Raw genomic sequence first — 21,864 nt, 5'->3', positions numbered from 1 at the left:
AACGAAACGAACTCTTGAGGAGTGGCAAAGATGTCGATGGCCGACCGCGATGGCGTGATCTGGTATGACGGCGAACTGGTGCAGTGGCGCGAAGCGACCACCCACGTACTGACCCATACCCTGCACTACGGCATGGGCGTGTTCGAGGGCGTACGCGCCTACAACACCCCGGACGGCACCGCCATCTTCCGCCTCCAGGCGCACACCGACCGCCTGTTCGACTCGGCCCACATCATGGGCATGAAGATCCCCTTCACTAAGGAGGAGATCAACGAAGCCACCCGCGCCGCCGTGCGCGAGAACAACCTGGAAACCGCCTACATCCGCCCGATGGTGTTCTACGGAAGCGAGGCCATGGGCCTGCGCGCCACCGGCCTGAAGGTGCGGGTGATCGTCGCCGCCTGGCATTGGGGCGCCTACATGGGCGAAGAAGCGTTGCAGAAAGGCATCAAGGTGCGCACCAGCTCCTTCACCCGCCACCACGTCAACATCTCCATGACCCGCGCCAAGGCCAACGGCAACTACATCAACTCGATGCTGGCCCTGCAGGAAGCCATCTCCGGCGGCGCCGACGAGGCTCTGCTGCTGGACCCGGAAGGCTACGTGGCCGAGGGCTCGGGCGAGAACATCTTCCTGGTTAAGAACGGCGTGGTGTACACCCCGGAAGTGACCTCCTGCCTGAACGGCATCACCCGCGCCACCCTCCTGACCCTGGCCGCCGAGCTGGGCATCGAGGTGGTGGAGAAGCGCATCACCCGCGACGAGGTGTACATCGCCGACGAGGCCTTCTTCACCGGCACCGCCGCCGAGGTCACGCCGATTCGAGAGGTGGACGGCCGCCAGATCGGCATCGGCAGCCGCGGCCCGGTCACCGAGAAGCTGCAGAAGGCCTACTTCGACCTGGTCACCGGCAAGACCGGCACCCACGCCGAGTGGCGCACCCCGGTCAAGTGAGACCGATTGAAAAAGCGTGACTGCGCCCCGATCTTGTAGTCACGAATCGGTCGTTTCGCCGAGGCATGCTCGCCCCGGCGAGCCGGTCGAGCGACTATAAAGAGGCGGTGACTGGGGAGGCGCGAGCCTCCCCGCTCATTTCCGGAGCCCTGATGAGAATACTGATCGTAGGTCCCAGCTGGGTCGGCGACATGGTGATGGCGCAGACGCTGTTCGTCTGCCTCAGGCAGCGTCATCCCGGCTGCGAGATCGACGTGCTGGCCCCCGAGTGGAGCCGGCCGATCCTCGAACGCATGCCCGAGGTGCGCCAGGCGCTGAGCTTCCCGCTCGGCCACGGCGTGCTGGACATCGCCACCCGCCGGCGGATCGGCAAGTCCCTGGCCGGCCGGTACGACCAGGCGATCCTGCTGCCCAACTCGCTGAAGTCGGCGCTGGTGCCGTTCTTCGCCGGGATTCCCAGGCGCACCGGCTGGAAGGGCGAGATGCGCTACGGCCTGCTCAACGACATCCGCAAGCTGGACAAGGCACGCTACCCGCTGATGATCGAGCGCTTCATGGCGCTCGCCTACGAGCCGGGCGCCGAGATTCCCCGGCCCTACCCGCAGCCGCGCCTGGCCATCGACGAGGCCAGCCTCGACGCGGCCCTGGCCAAGTTCGGCCTGGGCCTGGACCGACCGGTGCTGGCCCTGTGCCCCGGCGCCGAGTTCGGCGAGGCCAAGCGCTGGCCGGTGGAGCACTACGCCAAGGTGGCGGAGGTCAAGATCCGCGCCGGCTGGCAGGTCTGGCTGTTCGGCTCGAAGAACGACCATCCCGGCTGCGAGGACATCCGCAACCGCCTGATCCCCGGCCTGCGCGAGGAGGCGGTCAACCTGGCCGGCGCGACCAGCCTGGCCGAGGCCATCGACCTGATGTCCGCCGCCGGCGCCGTGGTCTCCAACGACTCCGGCCTGATGCACGTGGCCGCCGCGCTGAACCGCCCGTTGGTGTCGGTGTACGGCTCCACCTCGCCGCAGTTCACCCCGCCGCTGGCGGACCGGGTGGAGATCGTCCGCCTGGGCCTGGACTGCAGCCCCTGCTTCGACCGCACCTGCCGCTTCGGCCACTACAACTGCCTGCGCGAGCTGAAGCCGCGTCCGGTACTGGAGGCGCTGGAGCGTCTCGCCGGCGACCCCGTTGAGGTCGCCGGATGAGGGTGTTGCTGATCAAGACCTCGTCCCTCGGCGACGTGATCCACACCCTGCCGGCGCTCACCGACGCGGCGCGGGCCATTCCCGGCATCCAGTTCGACTGGGTGGTGGAGGAGGGTTTCGCCGAGATTCCGGCCTGGCACCCGGCCGTGGCCCAGGTGATCCCGGTGGCCATCCGCCGCTGGCGCAAGCACCTGCTGCAGACCTGGAAGAGCGGCGAATGGCGGCGCTTCAAGCAGCGCCTGGGCGAGGTCGACTACGACCTGGTGATCGACGCCCAGGGCCTGTTCAAGAGCGCCGTGCTGACCCGCTACGCCAAGGCGCCGGTGGCCGGCCTGGACCGCGACTCGGCGCGCGAGCCCATCGCCTGCCGCTTCTACGACCGCCTGTACCCGGTGCCCAGGGAGCAGCACGCCCTGGAACGCACCCGCCAGCTGTTCGCACAGGCGCTCGGCTATGAACTGCCGCAACAGATCGGCGACTACGGCCTGGACCGCGCGGCCATGGCGGATGCCTCGGCGCAGCCCTACCTGCTGTTCCTGCATGGCACCACCTGGGCCAGCAAGCACTGGCCGGAAGCCGACTGGCGCGCACTGGCCGAACGCATGGCCGGGCAGGGCTGGGCGATCCGCCTGCCCTGGGGCAACGAGGTGGAGCGCGAGCGCGCCCAGCGCATCGTCGCCGGCATCGACAACGCCGCCGTGCTGCCGAAACTGAGCCTGGCCGGCGTGGCCAAGGTGATCGCCGGCGCCACCGCCTGCGTCGCCGTGGACACCGGCCTCGGCCACCTGGCTGCGGCGCTCGATGTGCCGACCCTCTCCCTCTACGGGCCGACCCTGCCGGGCAAGGTCGGCGCCTACGGCCGCGGCCAGGTGCACCTGTGCGCCAGCGGTCCGGATGCCGGCCGGGGCGACCGCCGCAAGCCGTGCTTCGACGGCCTCGACGCCCGGCGCGTGGGCGACGAGCTGAACGCCTTGCTGCTGGCGCAGCAGGAGGCCGTCTGATGCAACTGGCCTTCGTGCTCTACAAGTACTTCCCGTTCGGCGGCCTGCAGCGCGACTTCATGCGCATCGCCCTGGAATGCCAGGCGCGCGGCCACGCCATCCGCGTCTACACGCCGATCTGGGAGGGCGAGGTGCCGCCCGGCTTCGACGTGCGGGTGGCGCCGATCAAGGCGTTCTTCAACCACCACCGCAACGAGAAGTTCAGCGCCTGGCTGGCCTCCGACCTGGCGCGCGACCCGGTGGACCGGGTGGTGGGCTTCAACAAGATGCCGGGGCTGGACGTGTACTACGCCGCCGACGGTTGCTACGAGGACAAGGCGCAGACCCTGCGCGCACCGATCTACAAGCGCTGGGGCCGCTACAAGCACTTCGCCGACTACGAGCGGGCGGTGTTCGCCCCCGGCTCGAAGACCGAGATCCTGATGATCTCCGAGGTGCAGCAGCCGCTGTTCGTCAAACACTACGCCACGCCGGCAGAGCGTTTCCACCTGCTGCCGCCGGGCATCGCCCAGGACCGTCGCGCGCCGGCCAACGCCGCCGAGATACGCGCCGAATTCCGCCGAGAGTTCAGGCTGGCCGACGACGACCTGCTGCTGGTGCAGATCGGCTCCGGCTTCAAGACCAAGGGCCTGGACCGCAGCCTCAAGGCCCTGGCCGCGCTGCCTCGCGAGCTGAAGAAACGCACCCGCCTGATCGCCATCGGCCAGGACGATCCCAAGCCTTTCCTGCTGCAGGTCAAGGCGCTTGGCCTGTCGGATCAGGTGCAGATTCTCAAGGGCCGCAGCGACATTCCGCGCTTCCTGCTCGGCGCCGACCTGCTGATCCACCCGGCCTACAACGAGAACACCGGCACCGTGCTGCTGGAGGCGGTGGTCTCGGGGCTGCCGGTGCTGGTCAGCGCGGTGTGCGGCTACGCCCACTACATCGCCGAGGCCGACGCCGGGCGCGTGGTGCCCGGTCCGTTCGAGCAGGAGACCTGCAACCGGATGCTGGCCGAGATGCTCGCCAACGATGCTGCGCGGGAGTGCTGGGGCGCCAACGGCCTGGCCTTCGCCGACTCGGCAGACCTGTATTCCATGCCGCAGCGCGCGGCCGACGTGATCCTGGCGGAGCGCGCATGAAGAGATGGCGTCGCGCAACGACTCCGTTCACCTTCCTGAGGGGGATTCGAGGGCTGTCTGAAAGTATCGCTTTCACTCATGAGCCTTCATACGGTTTCAATGTAGGGTGCGCCGTGCGCACCGGTTTCCGCAGCACCGGTGCGCATGGCGCACCCTACGCAGAGTTCCGGTCTGTAGCCCGGATGGAATCCGGGAGTCAGGGGCAAAACCGCACGGTGGAGGTCCCATGCGCCTGATCCTCGCCGAGCCGTTCAAGACGCTATGGACGGGCAAGGACCCCTTCGTCGAGGTCGAGCGCCTGCAGGGCCAGGTCTACCGCGAGCTGGAAGGCCGCCGCACCCTGCGCACCGAGGTGGCCGGACGCGGCTACTTCGTCAAGATCCACCGCGGCATCGGCTGGGGCGAGATCGTCAAGAATCTGCTCACCGCCAAGCTGCCGGTGCTTGGCGCAGGCCAGGAATGGGCGGCCATCCAGCACCTGACCGAGGCCGGCGTGCCGACCATGACCGCCGTTGCCTACGGCGAGCGCGGCGCCAATCCGGCGGCGCAGCATTCCTTCATCGTCACCGAGGAACTGGCGCCGACCACCGACCTGGAGCAGCTGACCCTGGACTGGGCCCGGCAGCCGCCGCAGCCGCGCCTCAAGCGCGCGCTGATCGCCGAGGTGGCGCGCATGACCGGCACCATGCATCGCGCCGGGGTCAACCACCGCGACTGCTACATCTGTCACTTCCTGCTGCACACCGACAAGCCGGTGACCGCCGACGACTTCCGCCTCTCGCTGATCGACCTGCACCGCGCCCAGGTGCGCGCCGCCACGCCGACCCGCTGGCGCGACAAGGACCTGGCCGCGCTGTACTTCTCGGTGCTGGATATCGGCCTGACCCGCCGCGACCGGCTGCGCTTCCTGCGCGTCTACTTCCAGCGCTCATTGCGCGACATCCTGCGCGACGAGGCGCGCCTGCTGGCCTGGCTGGAGCGCAAGGCGGACAAGCTCTACGCGCGCAAGCAGCGCTACGGGGACGCGCTCTGATGGCGGGATGGACGCTCGACCCGGGCTACGCCCACCTGGCCGCGGACTTCGGCGACCTGCAGCGGGTGTTCGCCCTGGAGGGCCGGCCCCTGACCCGCGACCCGCTGTCCGAGGTGATCGTCATCGAGCGCGATGGCGTGCGCTACTACGTCAAGCGCTACTGGGGCGCCGGCAAGGGGCTGCGCCGCTACATCGGCCGGCCGCGGGTCAAGGCCGAGTGGCAGAACCTCAAGCATTTCGCCAAGTGGGGCATCCCCACCGCACCCATCGTCGCCTTCGGCCTGGAGCGCAAGGGCGGCGCCTTCGTGCGCGGTGCGCTGATCACCCGCGAGCTGGAAAATACCCACGATCTGGCGGCGCTGGCCAACCGGGGCGACGCGCGCCTGCGCGACCCGGCCTGGGTGGACGGGGTCAGCCGCCAGCTGGCCGGCGCGACCCGCACCCTGCACGACCACCACTTCGCCCACAACGACCTGAAGTGGCGCAACCTGCTGGTCAACGACCGCGCCGAGCTGTTCCTGATCGACTGCCCGACCGGCGCCTTCTGGTGGGGGCCGCTGCTGCGCTACCGCATCGTCAAGGACCTGGCCTGCCTGGACAAGGTGGCCAGCAAGGTGCTGTCGCGCAGTCAGCGCCTGCGCTTCTACCTGCAGTACCGCGGTCGCGAGCGCCTGAGCGCCGGCGATAAGCGCCGGGTGCGGCAGATCCTGAAATTCTTCGAGGGCAGGGAATGAGCGATTTCATCGCCGCCGAGGATCGCGCCATCCTCGAACGCCACGGACTGGCCGACTACGACGCGCTGTGGGCGCTCAGGCTGGAGGCGGTGGACGAGCCCAACACCGAGCGCGGTGGCTGGAGCAGCGTCTACCGCCTGGACCTGGGCGACGCCGCCTACTACCTCAAGCGGCAGAGTAACCACCTGACCCGCAGCCTGCTGCGCCCGCTGGGCGAGCCGACCTTCGCCCGCGAGTTCCGCAACATCCGCCGCTACGCCGAGCGGGGCATTCCCGCCCTGCAGGCCGCCTTCTTCGCCGAGCGCCGGGTGCCCGGAGAGCGCCGCGCCATCCTCCTGACCCGCGCCCTCGACGGCTGGCAGGACCTGGACCACTGGCTGCGCCAGTGGGATTCGCTGGAGGCGGCGCGCCGCGGCGCCATCCTGCGCGCCTGCGGCGAGCTGGCGCGGCGCCTGCACGACGCCGGGCAGGTGCATGGCTGCTTCTACCCCAAGCACATCTTCCTGCGCGAGGCCGGCGACGGCTTCGAGGCACAACTGATCGACCTGGAGAAGACCCGCCCGCTGCTGCTGGGCGAGCGCGACCGGATCAGGGACCTGGAGCCGCTGCTGCGCCGCGCCGGCGCCTGGAGCGAGGCCGAGGTGCGCCAGCTGCTGGTGGCCTACCTGGGCGAGGGCGGGGCGGTCGAGCGCTGGAGCCGGCGCCTGGGCGCCCGCCGCCGACACAAGGAGTCGCGCTGATGCGCCTGGACGAACTGCAGCAGGCCGGCCGCGCGCCGGCCCTGCCGCTCTCGCTGGAGCTGGGCGGCGAGCCGCTGGTGATGGAGCGCCTGCTGCGGGTGCTGCCGGGGCAGCGCTATGTCGGCCTGGCGCGCTGGCGCGGCCGCGCGGTGCTGGCCAAGCTGCTGGTCGGCGGCAAGGCCGAGCGGCATTTCCAGCGCGAACTGGCCGGCGCGCGCCTGCTCGCCGAGCAGGGCCTGACCACGCCGGCGCTGTTGGCCGAAGGTTTCGCGGCCGGGCAGGGCGGCGGGCTGCTGTTCGACTATCTCGACGGCGCGGAGAGCCTGTGGGACGCCTGGCGCGCCGTGGAGCGCGAGCCGCTGCTGTCCACCGCCCAGCAGGCGGTGCTGGGCGAGGCCCTGGACGCCATCGGCCGGCTGCACGCCCGGGGCCTGTGGCAGGCCGACCTGCACCTGGACAACCTGCTGCGCCACGACGGCCGTCTGCACGTGATCGACGGCGGCGGCGTGCAGGTCGAGACGGCCGGCCAGCCGCTGTCACGCCCGCGGGTGCTGGAAAACCTCGGTGTGTTCTTCGCCCAGCTGCCGGCCGAACTGGAGCCCTTCACCGAAGAGCTGCTGGTGCACTACCTGCTGGCCAACGCCGAGCACGCCCTGCCGCTGGAGGCGCTGCTCGATGAGGTGGCGAAGGTGCGCCGCTGGCGGCTGGGTGACTACCTGAAGAAGGCCGGCCGCGATTGCAGCCTGTTCGCCGCCCGGATCGGCGCCTTCGGCCTGCGCGTGGTGCGCCGCGAGCAGGAAGCCGAGTTGGCGCCGCTGCTGACGCAACTCGACGCACGCATCGACGCCGGCCACCTCTACAAGACCGGCGGCGCGGCCACGGTCTCGCGCGTCGAGCTGAACGGCCGGCCGCTGGTGGTCAAGCGCTACAACATCAAGCACTGGTTGCACTGGCTCAAGCGCTTCTGGCGCCCGAGCCGGGCCTGGCACAGCTGGATCGAGGGGCATCGCCTGGAGTTGCTGGGCATCGCCACGCCGCGCCCGCTGGCGGTGATCGAGCACCGCTGGTGCTGGCTGCGCGGGCGGGCCTACCTGGTCACCGAGCACTGCGCCGGCGAGGACCTGATCGCGCGCTTCGCCCCGCATGTCGACGGCGCGCCTCCGGAAGTGGAGCTGGAGGCCCTGGACCGGCTGTTCGCCGCGCTGATCCGCGAGCGCATCAGCCATGGCGACTTCAAAGGCCACAACCTGTTCTGGGACGACGGCCGCTGGAGCCTGATTGACCTGGACGCCATGCGCCAGCACCGCGGCCAGGCCGGCTTCGCCCGCGCCTATGCCCGCGACCGGGCGCGCTTCCTGCGCAACTGGGCGCCCGACACCCCCCTGCACGCATTGCTGGACCAGCGTCTGCCACGACTCTAGGGGTCGGCGCCGGGCGGAATACCCTCGGCCAGGTGCAGCCGCTATAATCCCCCGCTTTGCTTGGGCGAGCCCGTGCTCGCCTTCCACCCTTTCTCCGCGGCGGTTCGCCCGCCCGCAGCTGCAAGAGGCTTTCCCGTGGCACTGACCATTCTCGGCCTGTCCGGCGCGCTCAGCCATGACCCGTCCGCCGCCCTGTACATCGACGGCAAGTTGATCGCGGCGGTCGAGGAAGAGCGCTTCGTGCGCGACAAGCATGCGAAGAACCGCATGCCCTACGAGTCCGCCAAGTTCTGCCTGGAACAGGCCGGGATCAAGCCGTCCGACGTCGACGTGGTGGCGATTCCCTTCGCCCCCATCAGCCTGTTCGGCAAGGCCCGCTGGCACTACGCCAAGCGCTACTGGTACGCCCCGGACCGCTCGCTCGACGCGATCCTGATGGGCAACCGCCGCTACAAGCGCTACCACAAGAAGATCCAGTGGTGCCTGGAGCAGCTGGGCTTCGACCTGAAGAAGGTCAGGATCGAACCGGTCGAGCACCACCTGGCCCACGCCTCCAGCGCCTACCACTGCTCGGGCTTCAAGGAGAAGACCGCGATCCTCGGCATCGACGGCAAGGGCGAGTACGCCACCACCTTCTTCGGCTGGGGCGAGAACGGCAGGATCCACAAGATCAAGGAGTTCTACGATCCGGACTCCCTCGGCGGCCTGTACGGTGCGATCACCGAATTCCTCGGCTTCGAGATGCTCGACGGCGAGTTCAAGGTCATGGGCATGGCGCCCTACGGCGACGCGGCCAAGTACGATTTCTCGCGCCTGGCCAAGTTCGAGAACGGCGAGCTGATCATCAACACCGACTACGCCAACGTCATCGGCTTCCGTCGCTACAAGGAAAACGGTAAGGGCTACTACTTCTCGCCCAAGCTGATCGAGTGGCTGGGGCCGAAGCGCCAGGGCGACATCGCCGACGACCCGTACATCCACTACGCCGCCAGCATGCAGGCGCTGTTCGAGAAGCTGGCGCTGGAGATGATGGAGTACTACCTCGGCGACATCCTCAAGGAAACCGGCAAGATCGCCTTCGCCGGCGGCTGTGCGCTGAACGTCAAGCTGAACCAGAAGATCATCGCCCGCGACGACGTGAAGGAGCTGTTCGTGCAGCCGGCTTCCGGTGACGCCGGCACCTCGGTCGGCGCCGCCGCCTACGTCTCGCACCAGCGCGGCGTGCCGGTGGAGAAGATGGAGCACGTCTACCTCGGCCCGTCCTACTCCAACGAGGACGTGATCGCCGCCTGCGCCCGCCACCCGAGCAAGCCGGTGTTCAAGCGCATCGAGAACACTCCACAGCGCATCGCCAGGATCATGGTCGACGCGAATCCCGTGGCCTGGTTCCAGGGCCGCATGGAGTTCGGCCCGCGCGCCCTTGGCGGTCGTTCGATCATCGGTTGCCCGAGCGTGCCGGGCGTGGCCGACCGCATCAACGAGCAGATCAAGTTCCGCGAGCGCTGGCGGCCCTTCTGCCCGTCGATGCTCGACACCGTGGCGCCGCAGATGCTCAAGGTCGACCATCCGAGCCCGTTCATGACCTTCACCTTCGAGGTCAACGACGAGTGGAAGAACCGCGTCGGCGAAGTGGTGCACGAGGACGGCACCTCGCGCGCCCAGGTGCTGGAGCGCCGCTTCAACCCGCGCTGGTACGACCTGATGGTCGAGCTGGAGAAGCTGACCGGCAACGGCGTGTCGCTGAACACCTCGCTCAACCGCCGCGGCGAGCCGATGATCTGCTCGCCGACCGATGCGCTGAACATGTTCTATGGCTCGGACCTGCAGTACCTGATCATGGAAGACATCCTCGTGGTCAAGGACGGCAAGGACTGGTATGACAACATCTGAGGCGCCTGGCCGTCACCTGGCTGAGCGAGCTAGCGCAGGGCTAGGCGAGGGCCGCCGAGGAAGCGGAGTTTGCTGTGGTAAATGAGCATTCCGAGGCGGCACTCAACGACGCCCTGCCGACGCGCAGCCAGCCAGAGCAGTGGATACTGCAGTTCTGCCACGGTTACGACGGCCCCTTCCTCGACTGCGCGCGGCAGTACGCCGCGCTGTTCGCCGGTACGTCCTACAAGGTCTGCACCGTCTACCTGACCGGCGCGCCGAGCGTCGAGGTCGAGCAGGGCTCGGCCTCCGACGAGGTGATCTTCCTCGACTACTCCAGCCGCCAGGTGCGCGGCCTGAAGCTGGCTGCCATTCGTGACTTCCGGCATATCGCCGCGTCGCGCGACTTCGCTCTGTGCATCGCCCACCGCTTCAAGCCGATCTACATCGCCCTGCTCGGCAGCGACCTGCCGGTGATCGGCGTGCACCATGCCTTCGGCGACTACCAGCGGCGCTCGCGACGACTGTTCGCCAACTTCTTCAATACGCGCCTGGCGCTGCTCGGCGTCTCCGACGCGGTGCGCGATGACATGCGCGCCTGCCTGCCGGGCTGGCCCGCCGAGCGCATCGAGACCCTGTACAACCGCATCGACGTGGCTGCGCTGAGGGCCGAGCAGGTCTCCCGCGAGGCCGCCCGCGAGCATCTCGGCCTGCCGCAGGACGCCTGGGTGGTCGGCAACGTCGGTCGCCTGCACCCGGACAAGGACCAGGCCACCCTGATCCGCGGCTTCGCCCAGGCACTGCCGCAACTGCCGGCCGGCAGCCTGCTGGCGATCATGGGCAGTGGCCGGCTGGAGGGCTCGCTGAAGGCGCTGGCCGTCGAGCTCGGGGTGAGCGAGTCGGTGCGTTTCCTCGGCCAGGTGCCCCAGGGGCGCCGCTACTTCCGGGCCTTCGATGTCTTCGCCCTCAGCTCCGACCACGAGCCCTTCGGCATGGTGCTGCTGGAGGCGATGGCGGCCGATGTGCCGGTGATCGGCACCGACTGCGGCGGCGGGCGCGAGGTCGTGCAGGGCGTCGGCGAACTGTTCCCGCTCGGGGCGGCGGACGAGCTGGCGGCGGCGCTGCTGCGCCAGGCGCAGGGCGGCGACCCGCAGTCGCTGCACCAGCGCATACAGGAGCGCCTTGAGCAGCGCTTCTCCGACCAGGCGGTGCGCCACCGCTTCTGGTCCCTCCCCATGTGCGCCGCGCTGCGCTGAGGCCGACATGATGCCGGAATCCGCCAGCAACCCCTGGGCCGCCAAGGCCCGCGCCCTGGACCGCTATCGCTGGCTGCTGCTGCGCGAGCGCCACGGCCTGGTCGGCAGCGCCCTGCGCTTCGCCCGCGAGGCGATTGGCGACTGGTGGTTCGGCGTGCGTGCTCGGCGGCGCCTGGCCGCGACCATCGCGGCCGAACCCTGCGACTTCCTGTTGCTGCAGTCGGCGCCCAAGGTGATCAAGTTCCAGCGCAAGAAGCTGCTGATGGAAGGCCTGCGCGATCGCGGCCACAGGCTGGTGGAAACTGCGCTGCAGGCGCCGAAGACGATCCTGCGCCAGCGCCTGCTCGCCTGCCCGCCGCATCCGGTGCCGACCCGCTACTTCGGCCTGGCCGCCCACGCCGAATGGCTGGCGGCGCACCACCAGCCGCGCATCCTGCTCAACGACCGCAACGGCAGCCTGTACGCCCCCTTCCTGCGCATGGCGCTGAACGCGCGCGGCGCCCTGCTGGTACACCTGGCCCACGCCACCACGGTGGAGGGCTCGCGCCGGCTGGGCATGAACGACTACGACTACTACTTCCTGTTCGGTCAGAGTTCTCTGGAGGCGCTGCAGGCGCGCGAGCTGCGCTTCGGCGAGTCGACGGCGGCGCTGGTCGGCTCGCACATGATCGACTCCAGCTACGACATGCCGCCGCCGGCGCCGGAGGCCCGCACCCTGCTGATCCTCGGCGTCGGGCCGGACAAGGAGAAGGAACGCGAATACCAACAGACCTATGCTCTGCTGGCGGCCTGGGCGAGGCGCCATCCCGAGCACCGGGTGCTGGTCAAGCGCCATCCGCGCAGCCAGGTGCCGTTCTGGCGGGATGCCGCGGGCGGCAGTGCCAATATCGAGGTGCTGCCGGCCGACTGCACGCTGGCGAGCGCCCTGGCTCGGGCTTCGGTGGTGGTGAACATTCTCTCGAATGCGGTGATCGAGGCGGCCCTGGCGGCGCGCCCGGTGCTGTGCGTGGATATCGGAGGTCAGGAGGACATTTTCCAGCAACGACGCTTCTACGGCGCGACGATCACGACGGAGGCCGAATTCGAGCAGCGCCTGCTCGACATCGAGGCGGACTTCGCTCAGGCTCTGACCCGTTCGCATGCCTTTGCCGAGTTCCATCTGGCATGGGGGGTGGGCGGTCTGCAGAACACCCTGGCATCCTTGGAGTCTTTGCTTGCGCACGCCAGGCTTCCGGACGGCGTCCAGTGTTCTACCCTGACCGCCACTTCACAGACATTCTAGGAGCGGACCTTGGCTCGACCGTCAGCGACATGGCCCTTTTTCGACCATGTCTGCGTGATCAATCTGGATTCGCGACCCGATCGCTGGGTCGCCATGCAGGCGCAGTTCGAGCGTTTGGGTGTGGTCGGGGATATCCACCGCTTCGCCGCCGTCCGTCCTCCGGCGGACATCGTCGAAGAACCATGTCTGGCGCCGCTGCGCCGCTTTCTGCTGGCCGTCGACGGCGACAGCGAACATCTTCCCGCCAAGCTGCGCTCGACCTGGGGCTGTGCGCAGAGCCATCTGGCGGTGATCCGTCTGGCCCAGTCCTCCGGCTGGCCGCATGTCCTGGTGCTCGAGGACGACTGCGAACTGGAGCCTTACAGCCTGTCGGTGCTTCAGCGCGCGTCAAGCCAGTTGCAGGGGCAGCAGTGGGGCATGATCTACCTGGGCGGCACCTACAAGAAGGGCGGGCGTCTGCGGCGCTTTTCGGCGAATCTGGACGATGCCGAGCGCATCCGTCTGGCCCATGCCTACGTGGTGCACGAGAGTCTGTATGGCCGCATCCTGGCCGAGGCGGAAGGCTCCGGCCTGCCCATCGACTGGTACTACTCGGAAAGGCTGCAGCCCCACGCCAGGAGTTTTCTCGTGCGCCCCATGGTCGCCTATCAGCGACTGCTGGACATGAGCGATATCGAGGCGGTGGTGCGCAAGTCCGAACTCAAGACCCGGAAGGCCCTGCGGCGCCTCTGGAGCCGTATTCGCTATTCGGTGCTCTGAAGGGGGCTGCTGTTGTCGTTCGCGTCTAACTGGAACACCTTACTCCCGCGCTGGCTGGCTTTTGGCCTGGCCTGGTGGCTCGCCGGCATGCTGGTGCTGCCGACCAGCAAGCTCTACCAGCAGGGCCTGATCCTGCTGTTCTGGCTGCCGGGGTTGCTGGCCTTGCTGACCAGCGCCCAGGTCCGTCGCGGCTGGTGGCAGCCGGCGAGCCTGTTGCTGGGGCTCTTCGCCCTGTGGTCGGCGGCCTCCCTGCTGTGGAGCGAGACGCCGGCGGACCCGGGGGAACTGAAGATATTCCTGTACGTGGCGCTCGCCACCAACGCGGTGCTGGCGCTGGCCTGCCTGGACCCCGAGCGGTTGTGGCGCAGCCTGGCGATGCTGGGCCTGCTGGTCGGGCTGCTGGCCTGGCTCAGCCTGCAGAATCTCTACGGGCTGGAGCTGCAGCCGTGGACGGCGCGCGCGGTCGGGACGGGGCTGGTCAACCATCCCATCCTGGCCGGACAGCTGTTCGGCATCATGGGCATTCTGCTGCTGTGTCTGCGCCAGTATCTGCCGTCCTGGCTGAAGGGCGTTCCCTGGTACGTCAGCCTGGCGGGATACCTGGCCTTCCTGCTGATGACCCAGTCCAGGGGACCCTGGATCGCGGTCTGCGCGACGATCCTGCTGGCGCCCTTCTGGGAGCGTGGCTTCCGGCCGCTGGCGCTGGCCGGCGCCACCTGCCTGACGCTGCTGGTGGTGGCCTGGTTCTGGCCGGACCTGTTGCTGCAACGCGGCTTTTCCTACCGGCCGGACCTGATCGAGCAGGCGCTGCTGAAGATCCAGGAGCACCCGTGGCTCGGCATAGGCTTCGCCTCGCCCTACCTGCTGCCGGTCCCAGCCCAGGGCGTCTCCTACGAGCACGCCCACAACCTCTATCTGCACATCGCGGTGCTGCTCGGCATGGTCGGGTTGGCCGGCTGGCTCCTGCTGTACGGCTGGGCGGCGCTGTGGGCCTGGCGGCTGCGCGACTCCGTGCAGGGACGCCTGTGCCTATCATTGCTGTGCTTCGCCGGGATCGCCCTGTTCACGGACGGTGTCGGACCCTGGGTGAAGCCGCGCGAGGAGTGGTTCTGCCTCTGGTTGCCGCTGTTCCTGTGCATGGCCGGGGCGGCCCTGCGGAACAGGGCCTGTATTCGAGAACGTGAGATTGCGTAGACATGGACGACAACAAGGCGATTGCCGAGCGCCTGCGCGCCTGCTGGGATGACGGCAGACCCTTCGAGGCTTGCCGCGGCGCCTATTCCGGAACCCTGATCGCCGTGGCCTCCGGGCCCTCGGCCGCGGATTTCCCCCTGGAGCGCTATCGGCACGTGCCAATGATCGCCATGAACGGCTCGATCGTGCGTTTCGCGGAAACCGGCGTCAGCCCGCTGTTCTACCTCTGCGACGACCGCGGCTTCGTCCGCGATCGCCTGCCGCTGGTGCGTCAGGGCATCGCGCTGGCGCGCCACTCGGCGCTGGGCGTCGGGGCGCTGGAGGCCCTGCTGGAGCGGGTTCCCGATGCCATCGACGGTCGCTCGATCTACCTGATGCTGCGCAGCAATCGGCCGCTGGATGGCGAGGAGCTGTCGGATCGCCGCTACGCCTGGCGCGTACGCAACTGCCCGGACACGGAATGCCGTTTCTCCCTCTGGCGGCAGAAGCCCAACCGCATCGGCTTCAGCCGGAACATGGTCAAGGGCTACTTTGGCGGGCGCACCATTCCCTACGCGGCCATGCAGCTGGCCTATCACCTGGGCTTTCGCAACGTGGTGCTGGTCGGCGCGGACATGGGCGCCCAGCCGGGACGTTTCTACGAGCAGGGGGAGGCGGCGTTGCCGAGCCGCCTCGACGAGGACTACGACGATTACATCCTGCCGAGCTTCGAACTGGTGGCGGAGCGCGTCGTCGGGCCGCATTTCCGCGTGTTCGGCCTGTCCCAGGCCAGCCGCCTGCCGGAGCGCCTGGTCCCACGCCTGACGCTCGATCAGCTGGACGCGCTTCTGGCCACTTCGTAGTGCTGCATCAGCTCTTCCCAGGGGAAGGCCTGCACCTGGCGGCGCTCCAGGTAGCGCTGCAGGTGGCGGAAGTTGCGACGGACCAGTAGACGCCCCAGCGGGCGATTCTTGAAGCGCAGGTCGAGGAAGTCGATCAGGCCGAAGTCGCCGTCGGGCGTCAGCAGGATGTTGCCGAGGTGCAGCGAGCGGAAGTAGATGCCCAGGCGATGCAGCTTGAGGATGTAGGCCGCCAGTTGCGGGAGCAGGCCGTCGAACTCCTTCCGCGAATTGTGAAACAGGCTGTCCAGCGATTGCCCAGCCAGTGGCTGATACAGGCAGGCGCTGACCGCCTTGTCGCGCTCCAGCCAGCAGCATTCGCGGATCGCGGGGGTGCGGATGCCGTGGGCCTGCAGGCGCGATGCGCGCTCGGCGAAGCGCCTGGCATCGGGACGGATGCGGGCCAGCAGCGGATTGCGGCGGCTGCGGAAGATCTTCAGCAGCGTGCCGCTGGGCAGACGGACCACCTTGGGGCCGTGGCTGTCTTTTTCCAGCAGTTCGCCCTGGCTCAGCCAATCTTGCAATTCGTTCGCTGTTACAATCCGCATCTTGTCTCTCTAAGCCAGTCGCACGAGGCGCGCCGAATGGCCAATTCTAACCAGCAATCCAGCCTTAGGGTTTATCTGCGATTGCTGAAATACGTGGTGCCCTACTGGGGGCTGTTCGTCATCAGCATCCTGGGCTTTCTGATCTTCGCCTCGACCCAGCCGATGCTGGGCTACATGCTCAAATTCTTCGTTGACGGACTCAGCAATCCTGACGCCGGCTTCTTCTCCGAGGTCCCCTATCTGCAGGACTACCACTGGCTGTCGGACCTCAAGCTGCTGCAGGCCGTGCCGCTGATGATCGTGCTCATCGCCCTGTGGCAGGGCATCGGCTCCTATCTGGGCAACTACTTCCTGGCCAAGGTCTCCATGGGGCTGGTGCAGGACCTGCGTGTCGCCCTGTTCAACAACCTGCTGACCCTGCCCAACCGCTACTTCGACAACCACAATTCCGGGCACTTGATCTCGCGCATCACCTACAACGTGACCATGGTCACCGGCGCCGCCACCGACGCCATCAAGGTAGTGGTGCGCGAAGGCATGACCGTGCTGTTCCTGTTCGCCAGCCTGCTGGTGATGAACTGGAAGCTGACCCTGGTCATGGTCGCCATCCTGCCGATCATCGGTGTGATGGTCGGCAGCGCCAGCCGCAAGTTCCGCAAGCAGAGCAAGAAGATCCAGGTAGCCATGGGCGACGTGACCCACGTGGCCTCCGAGACCATCCAGGGCTACCGGGTGGTGCGCAGCTTCGGCGGCGAGAGCTACGAGCAGACGCGCTTCCAGCTCGCCAGCGAGGCGAACAAGGAAAAGCAGCTGCGCATGGTCAAGACCAACGCCATCTACACCCCCAGCCTGCAGCTGGTGATCTACAGCGCCATGGCGTTGCTGATGTTCTTGGTGCTGCTGCTGCGTGGCGATGCCACGACCGGCGACCTGGTGGCCTACATCACCCTGGCCGGCCTGCTGCCCAAGCCGATCCGCCAGTTGTCCGAGGTCAGCTCGACCATCCAGAAGGGCGTCGCCGGCGCCGAGAGCATCTTCGAGCAGCTGGACGAGCAGCCCGAGGTGGACAGCGGCCTGCGCGAACGCGAACGCATCAGCGGCCAGCTCGAAGTGCGCAACCTGACCTTCCAGTACCCGGGCGCGGAAAAGCCGGTGCTGCGCGACATCTCCTTCGTCGCCGAGCCGGGGCAGATGATCGCCCTGGTGGGCCGCTCCGGCAGCGGCAAGTCGACCCTGGCCAGCCTGATCCCGCGTTTCTACCAGCACGAGCAGGGCCGCATCCTGCTCGACGGGCTGGACATCGAGGAATACACCCTGCGCAACCTGCGCAAGCACATCGCCCTGGTGACCCAGCACGTCACCCTGTTCAACGACAGCGTGACCAGCAACATCGCCTATGGCGACCTGGCCGGCGCGCCCATGGAGCAGGTGCGCCAGGCGGCCGAGGCGGCCTATGCCGCCGAGTTCATCGACAAGCTGCCGCAGGGCTTCGACACCCTGGTCGGCGAGAACGGCGTGCTGCTCTCCGGCGGCCAGCGCCAGCGCCTGGCCATCGCCCGGGCACTGCTGAAGAACGCGCCGCTGCTGATTCTCGACGAGGCCACCTCGGCCCTGGATACCGAATCCGAGCGCCACATCCAGGCGGCCCTGGACGAGGTGATGAAGGGCCGCACCACCCTGGTGATCGCCCACCGCCTGACCACCATCGAGAAGGCGGACCTGATCCTGGTGATGGACCAGGGCGAGATCGTCGAGCGCGGCAGCCATGCCGAGCTGCTGGCGCAGAACGGCTACTACGCCCGCCTGCACGCCAAGCAGTTCGAGGAGGGCGGCAACGAGCAGCCGCTGGAGCTGGACGCCTGATGCTGGAGTTTCTGCGCGGTTATCGCGAGCGTGGCTGGAAGCAGATCGACGCCGCCACCTATGCCTCAACCTGGCAGCGCTTCGGTGGCAGCGTCGCGACCCATCCCCAGGTGGTCGAGCGCCTCGCCGGCCTGGCCGGAATCCCGGTGCGCTACCTCGGCTGGGAGCGCGGCGGCGAGCTGCAGGCGGCCGTACCCACCTGGGGCCGCCACCTGGCGCTGTCCAAGGATGTGCTGAAGAAGCACGGCAAGCGCGGCCTGTTCGACCTGGGCAACGCGGAGATCATTCTGCCCGCCGCAGACGGCGCCGGCGCTGTGCTGCGCCACCGCGTGCGCTACGTCTCCCAGCTCAACGCCGGGGCCGTGCTCGGCCTGCGCGAGCAGCCGGAGGGCCTGGCCATGGCCCGCGAGCCGGAGGAGTACGGCAAGAAGTTCCGCTACAACCAGCGTCGCGAGCAGCGCCTGCTGGAGGAGTCGGGCGGCGTCATCAGACCGATGCTGGAGCTTTCCGCCGAGGAGCAGGCGCGCATCTACGCGGACCTGTTCCTGCGTCGCTGGGGCTTCGAGGCCACCGGCAAGGACCGCCTGGTCGAGGTGTTCACTCTGCTGCGTGAATTCATGACGGGCTCGCTGGTCTACCTCAACGATGCGCCGGTGGCGATTCAGGTGCTATACCGGGTCGAGGCGCCGCGCTGGGTCAGCCTGGAATACATCAACGGCGGCGTCGACCCGCAGCAGCGCGAGTTCAGCCCCGGCAGCGTGCTCAGCTACGTCAACACGCAGAACGCCTGGGCCGAGGCGCGGGCCGTCGGCAAGCCGCTGCGCTACTCCTTCGGCCGCGCCGACCGCGAGTACAAGGACCGCTGGTGCCACCGGGTACCGGCCTATCAGGTGTAGCGGCCCGCCGCGCACGGGGATAGCAACGGGTGACGAGATCATGACCGGTCGCAAGCAGCAACTGCTCAAACGCCATCGCCGCAACAAGCGCATCGCCATGCTGGTGGCGCTGCTAGTGATGGTGGCGCTCGGCGTGTTCGTCGCCTGGTGGTGGGTGCCGCTGCTGCTGGTGGCGGCCTGGATCGCCCACGAGGCCTGGTTCGCCGACCACCTGTTCTACTCGCCGGAAGACGACTACCACTACGACTTCCCGGCCGGCACGCCCTGCCTGCTGGCCCGGGTCGCGGACGGCCAACTGCGGGTCGACGGCGACCTGGGCGATGCCGAGACCCTGGTGCTGGAGCTGGAAGTAACCGCCACCTGGCTGGGCCGCTTCCTCGACCCCCGCGTGCTGCTGGGCGACGACCGCCAGGACCTGGAGCGGCGGGTCGACGGCCTGCGCTACTTCAACCTGTCCGGCCAGGGCGACGCGCTGCGCGCCGGCACCCTGCGCCTGCGCGGGCGCTGCTGCCGGCTGGGCCGGGAAGGGCGCCTGTTCGCCATGAGCAACCCGGACTACGCCGAGCGCCGGGTGATGGTCATCGCCCCCCACGCCGACGACGCCGAGCTGGCGGCATTCGGCCTGTACAGCCGCTGCGCCCAGGCCAGCATCGTTACCCTGACCCAAGGCGAGGTCGAGGCCGAGCGTTATCGTCGCCTCGGCCTGTCGGCGCAGAGCGCCGCCGTGCTCAAGGGCCGGCTGCGCGCCTGGGACAGCCTGGCCGTGCCGCTCTGGGGCGGCGTCCCGCAGAGCCGCTGCGTGCAGCTCGGCTACTACTGCCTGCAGCTGCCGACCATGGCCGAGCAGCCGGAGCTGCCCGTGCCGTCCCGCGAGTCGGGGGAGGCGGACATCCGCAGCGTGCGCCGGCACAACCCGCTGCAGCTGCCGGGCGATGCCGACGGCGCGCCGACCTGGAACAACCTGGTCGCCGACCTGGCCGCGCTGCTCGAACGCTTCCGCCCGGAGGTGGTGGTCACCCCGCACCCGGAGCTGGACCCGCACAGCGACCACGTCGCGTCGACCCGCGCCGTGCTGGAGGCGGTCCAGGCCAGCGCCTGGCAGCCGCAGACCCTGCTGCTCTACGCCAACCACCTGCACGACAACGACCGCTGGCCGATGGGGCCGGCGAACCACGGTATCGCCCTGCCACCGGCGATCGTGGCGCTGCCGGCCGATGCTCTGTGGAGTCCGACCCTGTCCGCCGGGACCCAGCTCGACAAGGCCATGGCCCTGGCCATGCAGCACGACCTGCAGGCGCCCCCGCCGCCGAAGAAGCGCCTGCGGAGGCTGATCCAGCGCGTGCTCGCCGGGCGCCGCTGGCCGGTCACCGGCGAGGACGAGTTCTTCCGCAAGGCGGTGCGCCGCCACGAGCTGTTCTGGGTGCGCCACCTGTAGCCGCACGGTAGGCGGCTCAGGCCCGCCCCATGTGGGAGCGGCCTTGGCCGCGATCTTTCGGCCGTATGCACCGGTGTAGCCCAACATTCGCGGCCAAGGCCGCTCCCACAGGCGCCGGAGGCCGCGCTGCCTGTCCGGCTTTCGGCCTTCCGCGCTCGTGTCGGTTCTCGGGCGCATGTCGCGACGGCTACGGCCGGGGAGGGCCATGTTATGATCCGCGGCGATTTTGCCGCTCCGGAGTGTCCATGAAGCTGTCCATGCCCCGTTACGACCAGGCCGCCGTTCTCGTGGTGGGCGACGTCATGCTCGACCGGTACTGGCATGGCGGCACCTCGCGCATCTCCCCCGAGGCACCGGTGCCGGTGGTCAAGGTCGAGCAGATCGAGGACCGTCCGGGCGGCGCCGCCAACGTCGCGCTGAACATCGCCGCCCTGGGCGCGCAGGCCCAGCTGGTCGGCGTCAGCGGCGAGGACGAGGCGGCCGACAGCCTTACCGCCAGCCTGGACGCCGCCGGCGTGCGCGCCCACTTCCAGCGCATCGACGACCAGCCGACCATCGTCAAGCTGCGGGTCATGAGCCGCCACCAGCAGCTGCTGCGCATGGACTTCGAGGAGCCCTTCAGGACCGATGCCGAGGCGCTGGCCCGCGAGGTCGACGGCCTGCTCGCCGGGGTCAGGGTGCTGGTGCTGTCCGACTACGGCAAGGGCGCGCTGCGCAACCACCAGGCGCTGATCCAGCTGGCCCGGGCGAAGGGCATCCCGGTGCTGGCCGACCCCAAGGGCAAGGACTTCTCCATCTACCGCGGCGCCAGCCTGATCACCCCCAACCTCAACGAATTCGAGACCATCGTCGGCCATTGCGCCGACGAGGCCGAGCTGGTCGCCAAGGGCGCCCGGCTGATGCGCGAGCTGGACCTGGGCGCGCTGCTGGTGACCCGCGGCGAGCACGGCATGACCCTGCTGCGCCCGGACCACGCGCCGCTGCACCTGCCGGCCCGTGCCCGCGAGGTATTCGACGTGACCGGTGCCGGCGACACCGTGATTTCCACCCTGGCTGCCTCCATCGCCGCCGGTGAGGAGTTGCCGCAGGCCGTGGCCCTGGCCAACCTGGCCGCCGGCATCGTGGTCGGCAAGCTCGGCACCGCGGCGATCAGCGCGCCCGAGCTGCGTCGCGCGGTGCAGCGCGAGCAGGGCTCGGAGCGCGGCGTGCTGAGCCTGGAACAGCTGCTGGTGGCTGTCGAGGACGCCCGCGCCCATGGCGAGAAGATCGTCTTCACCAACGGCTGCTTCGACATCCTCCACGCCGGCCACGTGACCTACCTGGAGCAGGCCCGCGCCCAGGGCGACCGGCTGGTGCTGGCGGTCAACGACGACGCCTCGGTCTCGCGCCTCAAGGGCCCGGGCCGGCCGATCAACTCGGTGGACCGGCGCATGGCCGTGCTCGCCGGCCTCGGCGCGGTGGACTGGGTGGTGAGCTTCGCCGAGGACACGCCGGAGAGCCTGTTGCGCGCGGTCCGCCCCGACGTGCTGGTCAAGGGCGGCGACTACGGCATCGACCAGGTGGTGGGCGCCGACATCGTCCGCGCCTACGGCGGCGAGGTGCGGGTGCTCGGCCTGGTGGAAAACAGCTCGACCACCGCGATCGTCGAGAAAATCCGCAGCAAGTGATGCCGGCGGCCCGCCGGCGCCCG

General features: G+C 68.8%; 19 protein-coding genes. 18 read left to right on the top strand and 1 reads right to left on the bottom strand.

All coding sequences use genetic code 11. The annotated features are described in order from the left end of the window. Nucleotides 1-30: 30 nt before the first annotated feature. The 14 genes from N7640_RS19345 (at nt 31) to N7640_RS19280 (ending at nt 15,396) form a co-directional block, all read left to right on the top strand. Nucleotides 31-954, top strand: a complete 924-nt coding sequence (locus N7640_RS19345) for a branched-chain amino acid transaminase (protein ID WP_279904207.1) — start codon at nt 31-33, stop codon at nt 952-954. 152 nt (nt 955-1,106) lie between these two features. Next, nucleotides 1,107-2,144, top strand: coding sequence for a lipopolysaccharide heptosyltransferase II (gene waaF, locus N7640_RS19340; protein ID WP_279904206.1), 1,038 nt, complete (start codon nt 1,107-1,109; stop codon nt 2,142-2,144). Further along, a complete protein-coding gene (gene waaC / locus N7640_RS19335; RefSeq protein WP_279904205.1) occupies nt 2,141-3,145 on the top strand; it encodes a lipopolysaccharide heptosyltransferase I in 1,005 nt (334 codons plus the stop codon). Before waaF ends, waaC begins: the two co-directional genes overlap by 4 nt. Further along, nucleotides 3,145-4,266: a glycosyltransferase family 4 protein gene (locus N7640_RS19330; RefSeq protein WP_279904204.1), complete on the top strand. Its 1,122-nt coding sequence runs from the start codon at nt 3,145-3,147 to the stop codon at nt 4,264-4,266. Before waaC ends, N7640_RS19330 begins: the two co-directional genes overlap by 1 nt. A 226-nt stretch (nt 4,267-4,492) precedes the next feature. Beyond that, complete coding sequence (rfaP, locus tag N7640_RS19325) at nt 4,493-5,299, top strand: lipopolysaccharide core heptose(I) kinase RfaP (RefSeq protein WP_279904203.1); 807 nt, start codon at nt 4,493-4,495, stop codon at nt 5,297-5,299. Beyond that, nucleotides 5,299-6,033, top strand: a complete 735-nt coding sequence (locus N7640_RS19320; RefSeq protein WP_279904202.1) for a lipopolysaccharide kinase InaA family protein — start codon at nt 5,299-5,301, stop codon at nt 6,031-6,033. The genes rfaP and N7640_RS19320 overlap by 1 nt, the downstream gene beginning before the upstream one ends. Beyond that, entirely contained in the window at nt 6,030-6,773 is a 744-nt protein-coding gene (locus tag N7640_RS19315; protein ID WP_279904201.1) for a lipopolysaccharide kinase InaA family protein, read from the top strand. The genes N7640_RS19320 and N7640_RS19315 overlap by 4 nt, the downstream gene beginning before the upstream one ends. Further along, nucleotides 6,773-8,194 (top strand): lipopolysaccharide kinase InaA family protein, encoded by a 1,422-nt coding sequence (locus N7640_RS19310; RefSeq protein ID WP_279904200.1) that lies wholly within the window; start codon nt 6,773-6,775, stop codon nt 8,192-8,194. Before N7640_RS19315 ends, N7640_RS19310 begins: the two co-directional genes overlap by 1 nt. Nucleotides 8,195-8,329: 135 nt before the next feature. Further along, nucleotides 8,330-10,084 carry a carbamoyltransferase gene (locus N7640_RS19305; RefSeq protein WP_279904199.1) on the top strand — a complete coding sequence of 585 codons (1,755 nt, stop codon included), beginning with the start codon at nt 8,330-8,332 and terminating at the stop codon, nt 10,082-10,084. Between the two features lie 113 nt (nt 10,085-10,197). Next, nucleotides 10,198-11,319, top strand: a complete 1,122-nt coding sequence (locus tag N7640_RS19300; protein WP_279904270.1) for a glycosyltransferase — start codon at nt 10,198-10,200, stop codon at nt 11,317-11,319. A 7-nt stretch (nt 11,320-11,326) separates the two neighbouring features. Further along, the gene (locus tag N7640_RS19295) at nt 11,327-12,601 is read left to right on the top strand and encodes a capsule biosynthesis protein (RefSeq protein ID WP_279904198.1); all 1,275 of its coding nucleotides are present in this window, start codon (nt 11,327-11,329) and stop codon (nt 12,599-12,601) included. 54 nt (nt 12,602-12,655) lie between these two features. Continuing rightward, nucleotides 12,656-13,360, top strand: a complete 705-nt coding sequence (locus N7640_RS19290; protein WP_262880184.1) for a glycosyltransferase family 25 protein — start codon at nt 12,656-12,658, stop codon at nt 13,358-13,360. 12 nt (nt 13,361-13,372) lie between these two features. Further along, nucleotides 13,373-14,554, top strand: coding sequence for an O-antigen ligase family protein (locus N7640_RS19285; protein ID WP_279904197.1), 1,182 nt, complete (start codon nt 13,373-13,375; stop codon nt 14,552-14,554). Between the two features lie 2 nt (nt 14,555-14,556). Continuing rightward, on the top strand, nt 14,557-15,396 hold the full coding sequence (locus N7640_RS19280) for a lipopolysaccharide core biosynthesis protein (RefSeq protein ID WP_279904196.1): 840 nt from the start codon (nt 14,557-14,559) through the stop codon (nt 15,394-15,396). On the opposite strand, the gene N7640_RS19275 is transcribed toward N7640_RS19280, so the two are convergent. Beyond that, a complete protein-coding gene (locus N7640_RS19275; protein ID WP_308446194.1) occupies nt 15,366-15,956 on the bottom strand; it encodes a lipopolysaccharide kinase InaA family protein in 591 nt (196 codons plus the stop codon). The two genes, N7640_RS19280 and N7640_RS19275, sit on opposite strands and share 31 nt — an antisense overlap. A gap of 60 nt (nt 15,957-16,016) precedes the next feature. Between N7640_RS19275 and msbA the strand changes: the two genes are divergently transcribed. From msbA to hldE, 4 genes are all read left to right on the top strand, one after another. Beyond that, nucleotides 16,017-17,843, top strand: coding sequence for a lipid A export permease/ATP-binding protein MsbA (msbA, locus tag N7640_RS19270; RefSeq protein ID WP_279904195.1), 1,827 nt, complete (start codon nt 16,017-16,019; stop codon nt 17,841-17,843). Further along, nucleotides 17,843-18,739 carry a GNAT family N-acetyltransferase gene (locus N7640_RS19265; protein WP_279904194.1) on the top strand — a complete coding sequence of 299 codons (897 nt, stop codon included), beginning with the start codon at nt 17,843-17,845 and terminating at the stop codon, nt 18,737-18,739. The genes msbA and N7640_RS19265 overlap by 1 nt, the downstream gene beginning before the upstream one ends. Before the next feature lie 40 nt (nt 18,740-18,779). Then, nucleotides 18,780-20,174, top strand: coding sequence for a PIG-L family deacetylase (locus N7640_RS19260; protein ID WP_279904193.1), 1,395 nt, complete (start codon nt 18,780-18,782; stop codon nt 20,172-20,174). Nucleotides 20,175-20,419: 245 nt separating this feature from the next. Then, nucleotides 20,420-21,841: a bifunctional D-glycero-beta-D-manno-heptose-7-phosphate kinase/D-glycero-beta-D-manno-heptose 1-phosphate adenylyltransferase HldE gene (hldE, locus tag N7640_RS19255; protein WP_279904192.1), complete on the top strand. Its 1,422-nt coding sequence runs from the start codon at nt 20,420-20,422 to the stop codon at nt 21,839-21,841. The last annotated feature ends 23 nt before the right edge of the window (nt 21,842-21,864 follow it).

Source organism: Pseudomonas sp. GD04015 (assembly GCF_029837675.1).
Classification (GTDB): Bacteria; Pseudomonadota; Gammaproteobacteria; order Pseudomonadales; family Pseudomonadaceae; genus Aquipseudomonas; species Aquipseudomonas paralcaligenes.
Note: the sequence above shows the minus strand (reverse complement) of the source record. Positions and strands in the feature narration are given on the sequence as shown.

What these genes read in the sequence shown, in the direction of transcription:
- N7640_RS19345 (WP_279904207.1), top strand. Translation starts at nt 31, where the DNA reads ATGTCGATGGCCGACCGCGATGGCGTGATCTGGTATGACGGCGAACTG.
- waaF (WP_279904206.1), top strand. Translation starts at nt 1,107, where the DNA reads ATGAGAATACTGATCGTAGGTCCCAGCTGGGTCGGCGACATGGTGATG.
- waaC (WP_279904205.1), top strand. Translation starts at nt 2,141, where the DNA reads ATGAGGGTGTTGCTGATCAAGACCTCGTCCCTCGGCGACGTGATCCAC.
- N7640_RS19330 (WP_279904204.1), top strand. Translation starts at nt 3,145, where the DNA reads ATGCAACTGGCCTTCGTGCTCTACAAGTACTTCCCGTTCGGCGGCCTG.
- rfaP (WP_279904203.1), top strand. Translation starts at nt 4,493, where the DNA reads ATGCGCCTGATCCTCGCCGAGCCGTTCAAGACGCTATGGACGGGCAAG.
- N7640_RS19320 (WP_279904202.1), top strand. Translation starts at nt 5,299, where the DNA reads ATGGCGGGATGGACGCTCGACCCGGGCTACGCCCACCTGGCCGCGGAC.
- N7640_RS19315 (WP_279904201.1), top strand. Translation starts at nt 6,030, where the DNA reads ATGAGCGATTTCATCGCCGCCGAGGATCGCGCCATCCTCGAACGCCAC.
- N7640_RS19310 (WP_279904200.1), top strand. Translation starts at nt 6,773, where the DNA reads ATGCGCCTGGACGAACTGCAGCAGGCCGGCCGCGCGCCGGCCCTGCCG.
- N7640_RS19295 (WP_279904198.1), top strand. Translation starts at nt 11,327, where the DNA reads ATGATGCCGGAATCCGCCAGCAACCCCTGGGCCGCCAAGGCCCGCGCC.
- N7640_RS19280 (WP_279904196.1), top strand. Translation starts at nt 14,557, where the DNA reads ATGGACGACAACAAGGCGATTGCCGAGCGCCTGCGCGCCTGCTGGGAT.
- msbA (WP_279904195.1), top strand. Translation starts at nt 16,017, where the DNA reads ATGGCCAATTCTAACCAGCAATCCAGCCTTAGGGTTTATCTGCGATTG.
- N7640_RS19265 (WP_279904194.1), top strand. Translation starts at nt 17,843, where the DNA reads ATGCTGGAGTTTCTGCGCGGTTATCGCGAGCGTGGCTGGAAGCAGATC.
- N7640_RS19260 (WP_279904193.1), top strand. Translation starts at nt 18,780, where the DNA reads ATGACCGGTCGCAAGCAGCAACTGCTCAAACGCCATCGCCGCAACAAG.
- hldE (WP_279904192.1), top strand. Translation starts at nt 20,420, where the DNA reads ATGAAGCTGTCCATGCCCCGTTACGACCAGGCCGCCGTTCTCGTGGTG.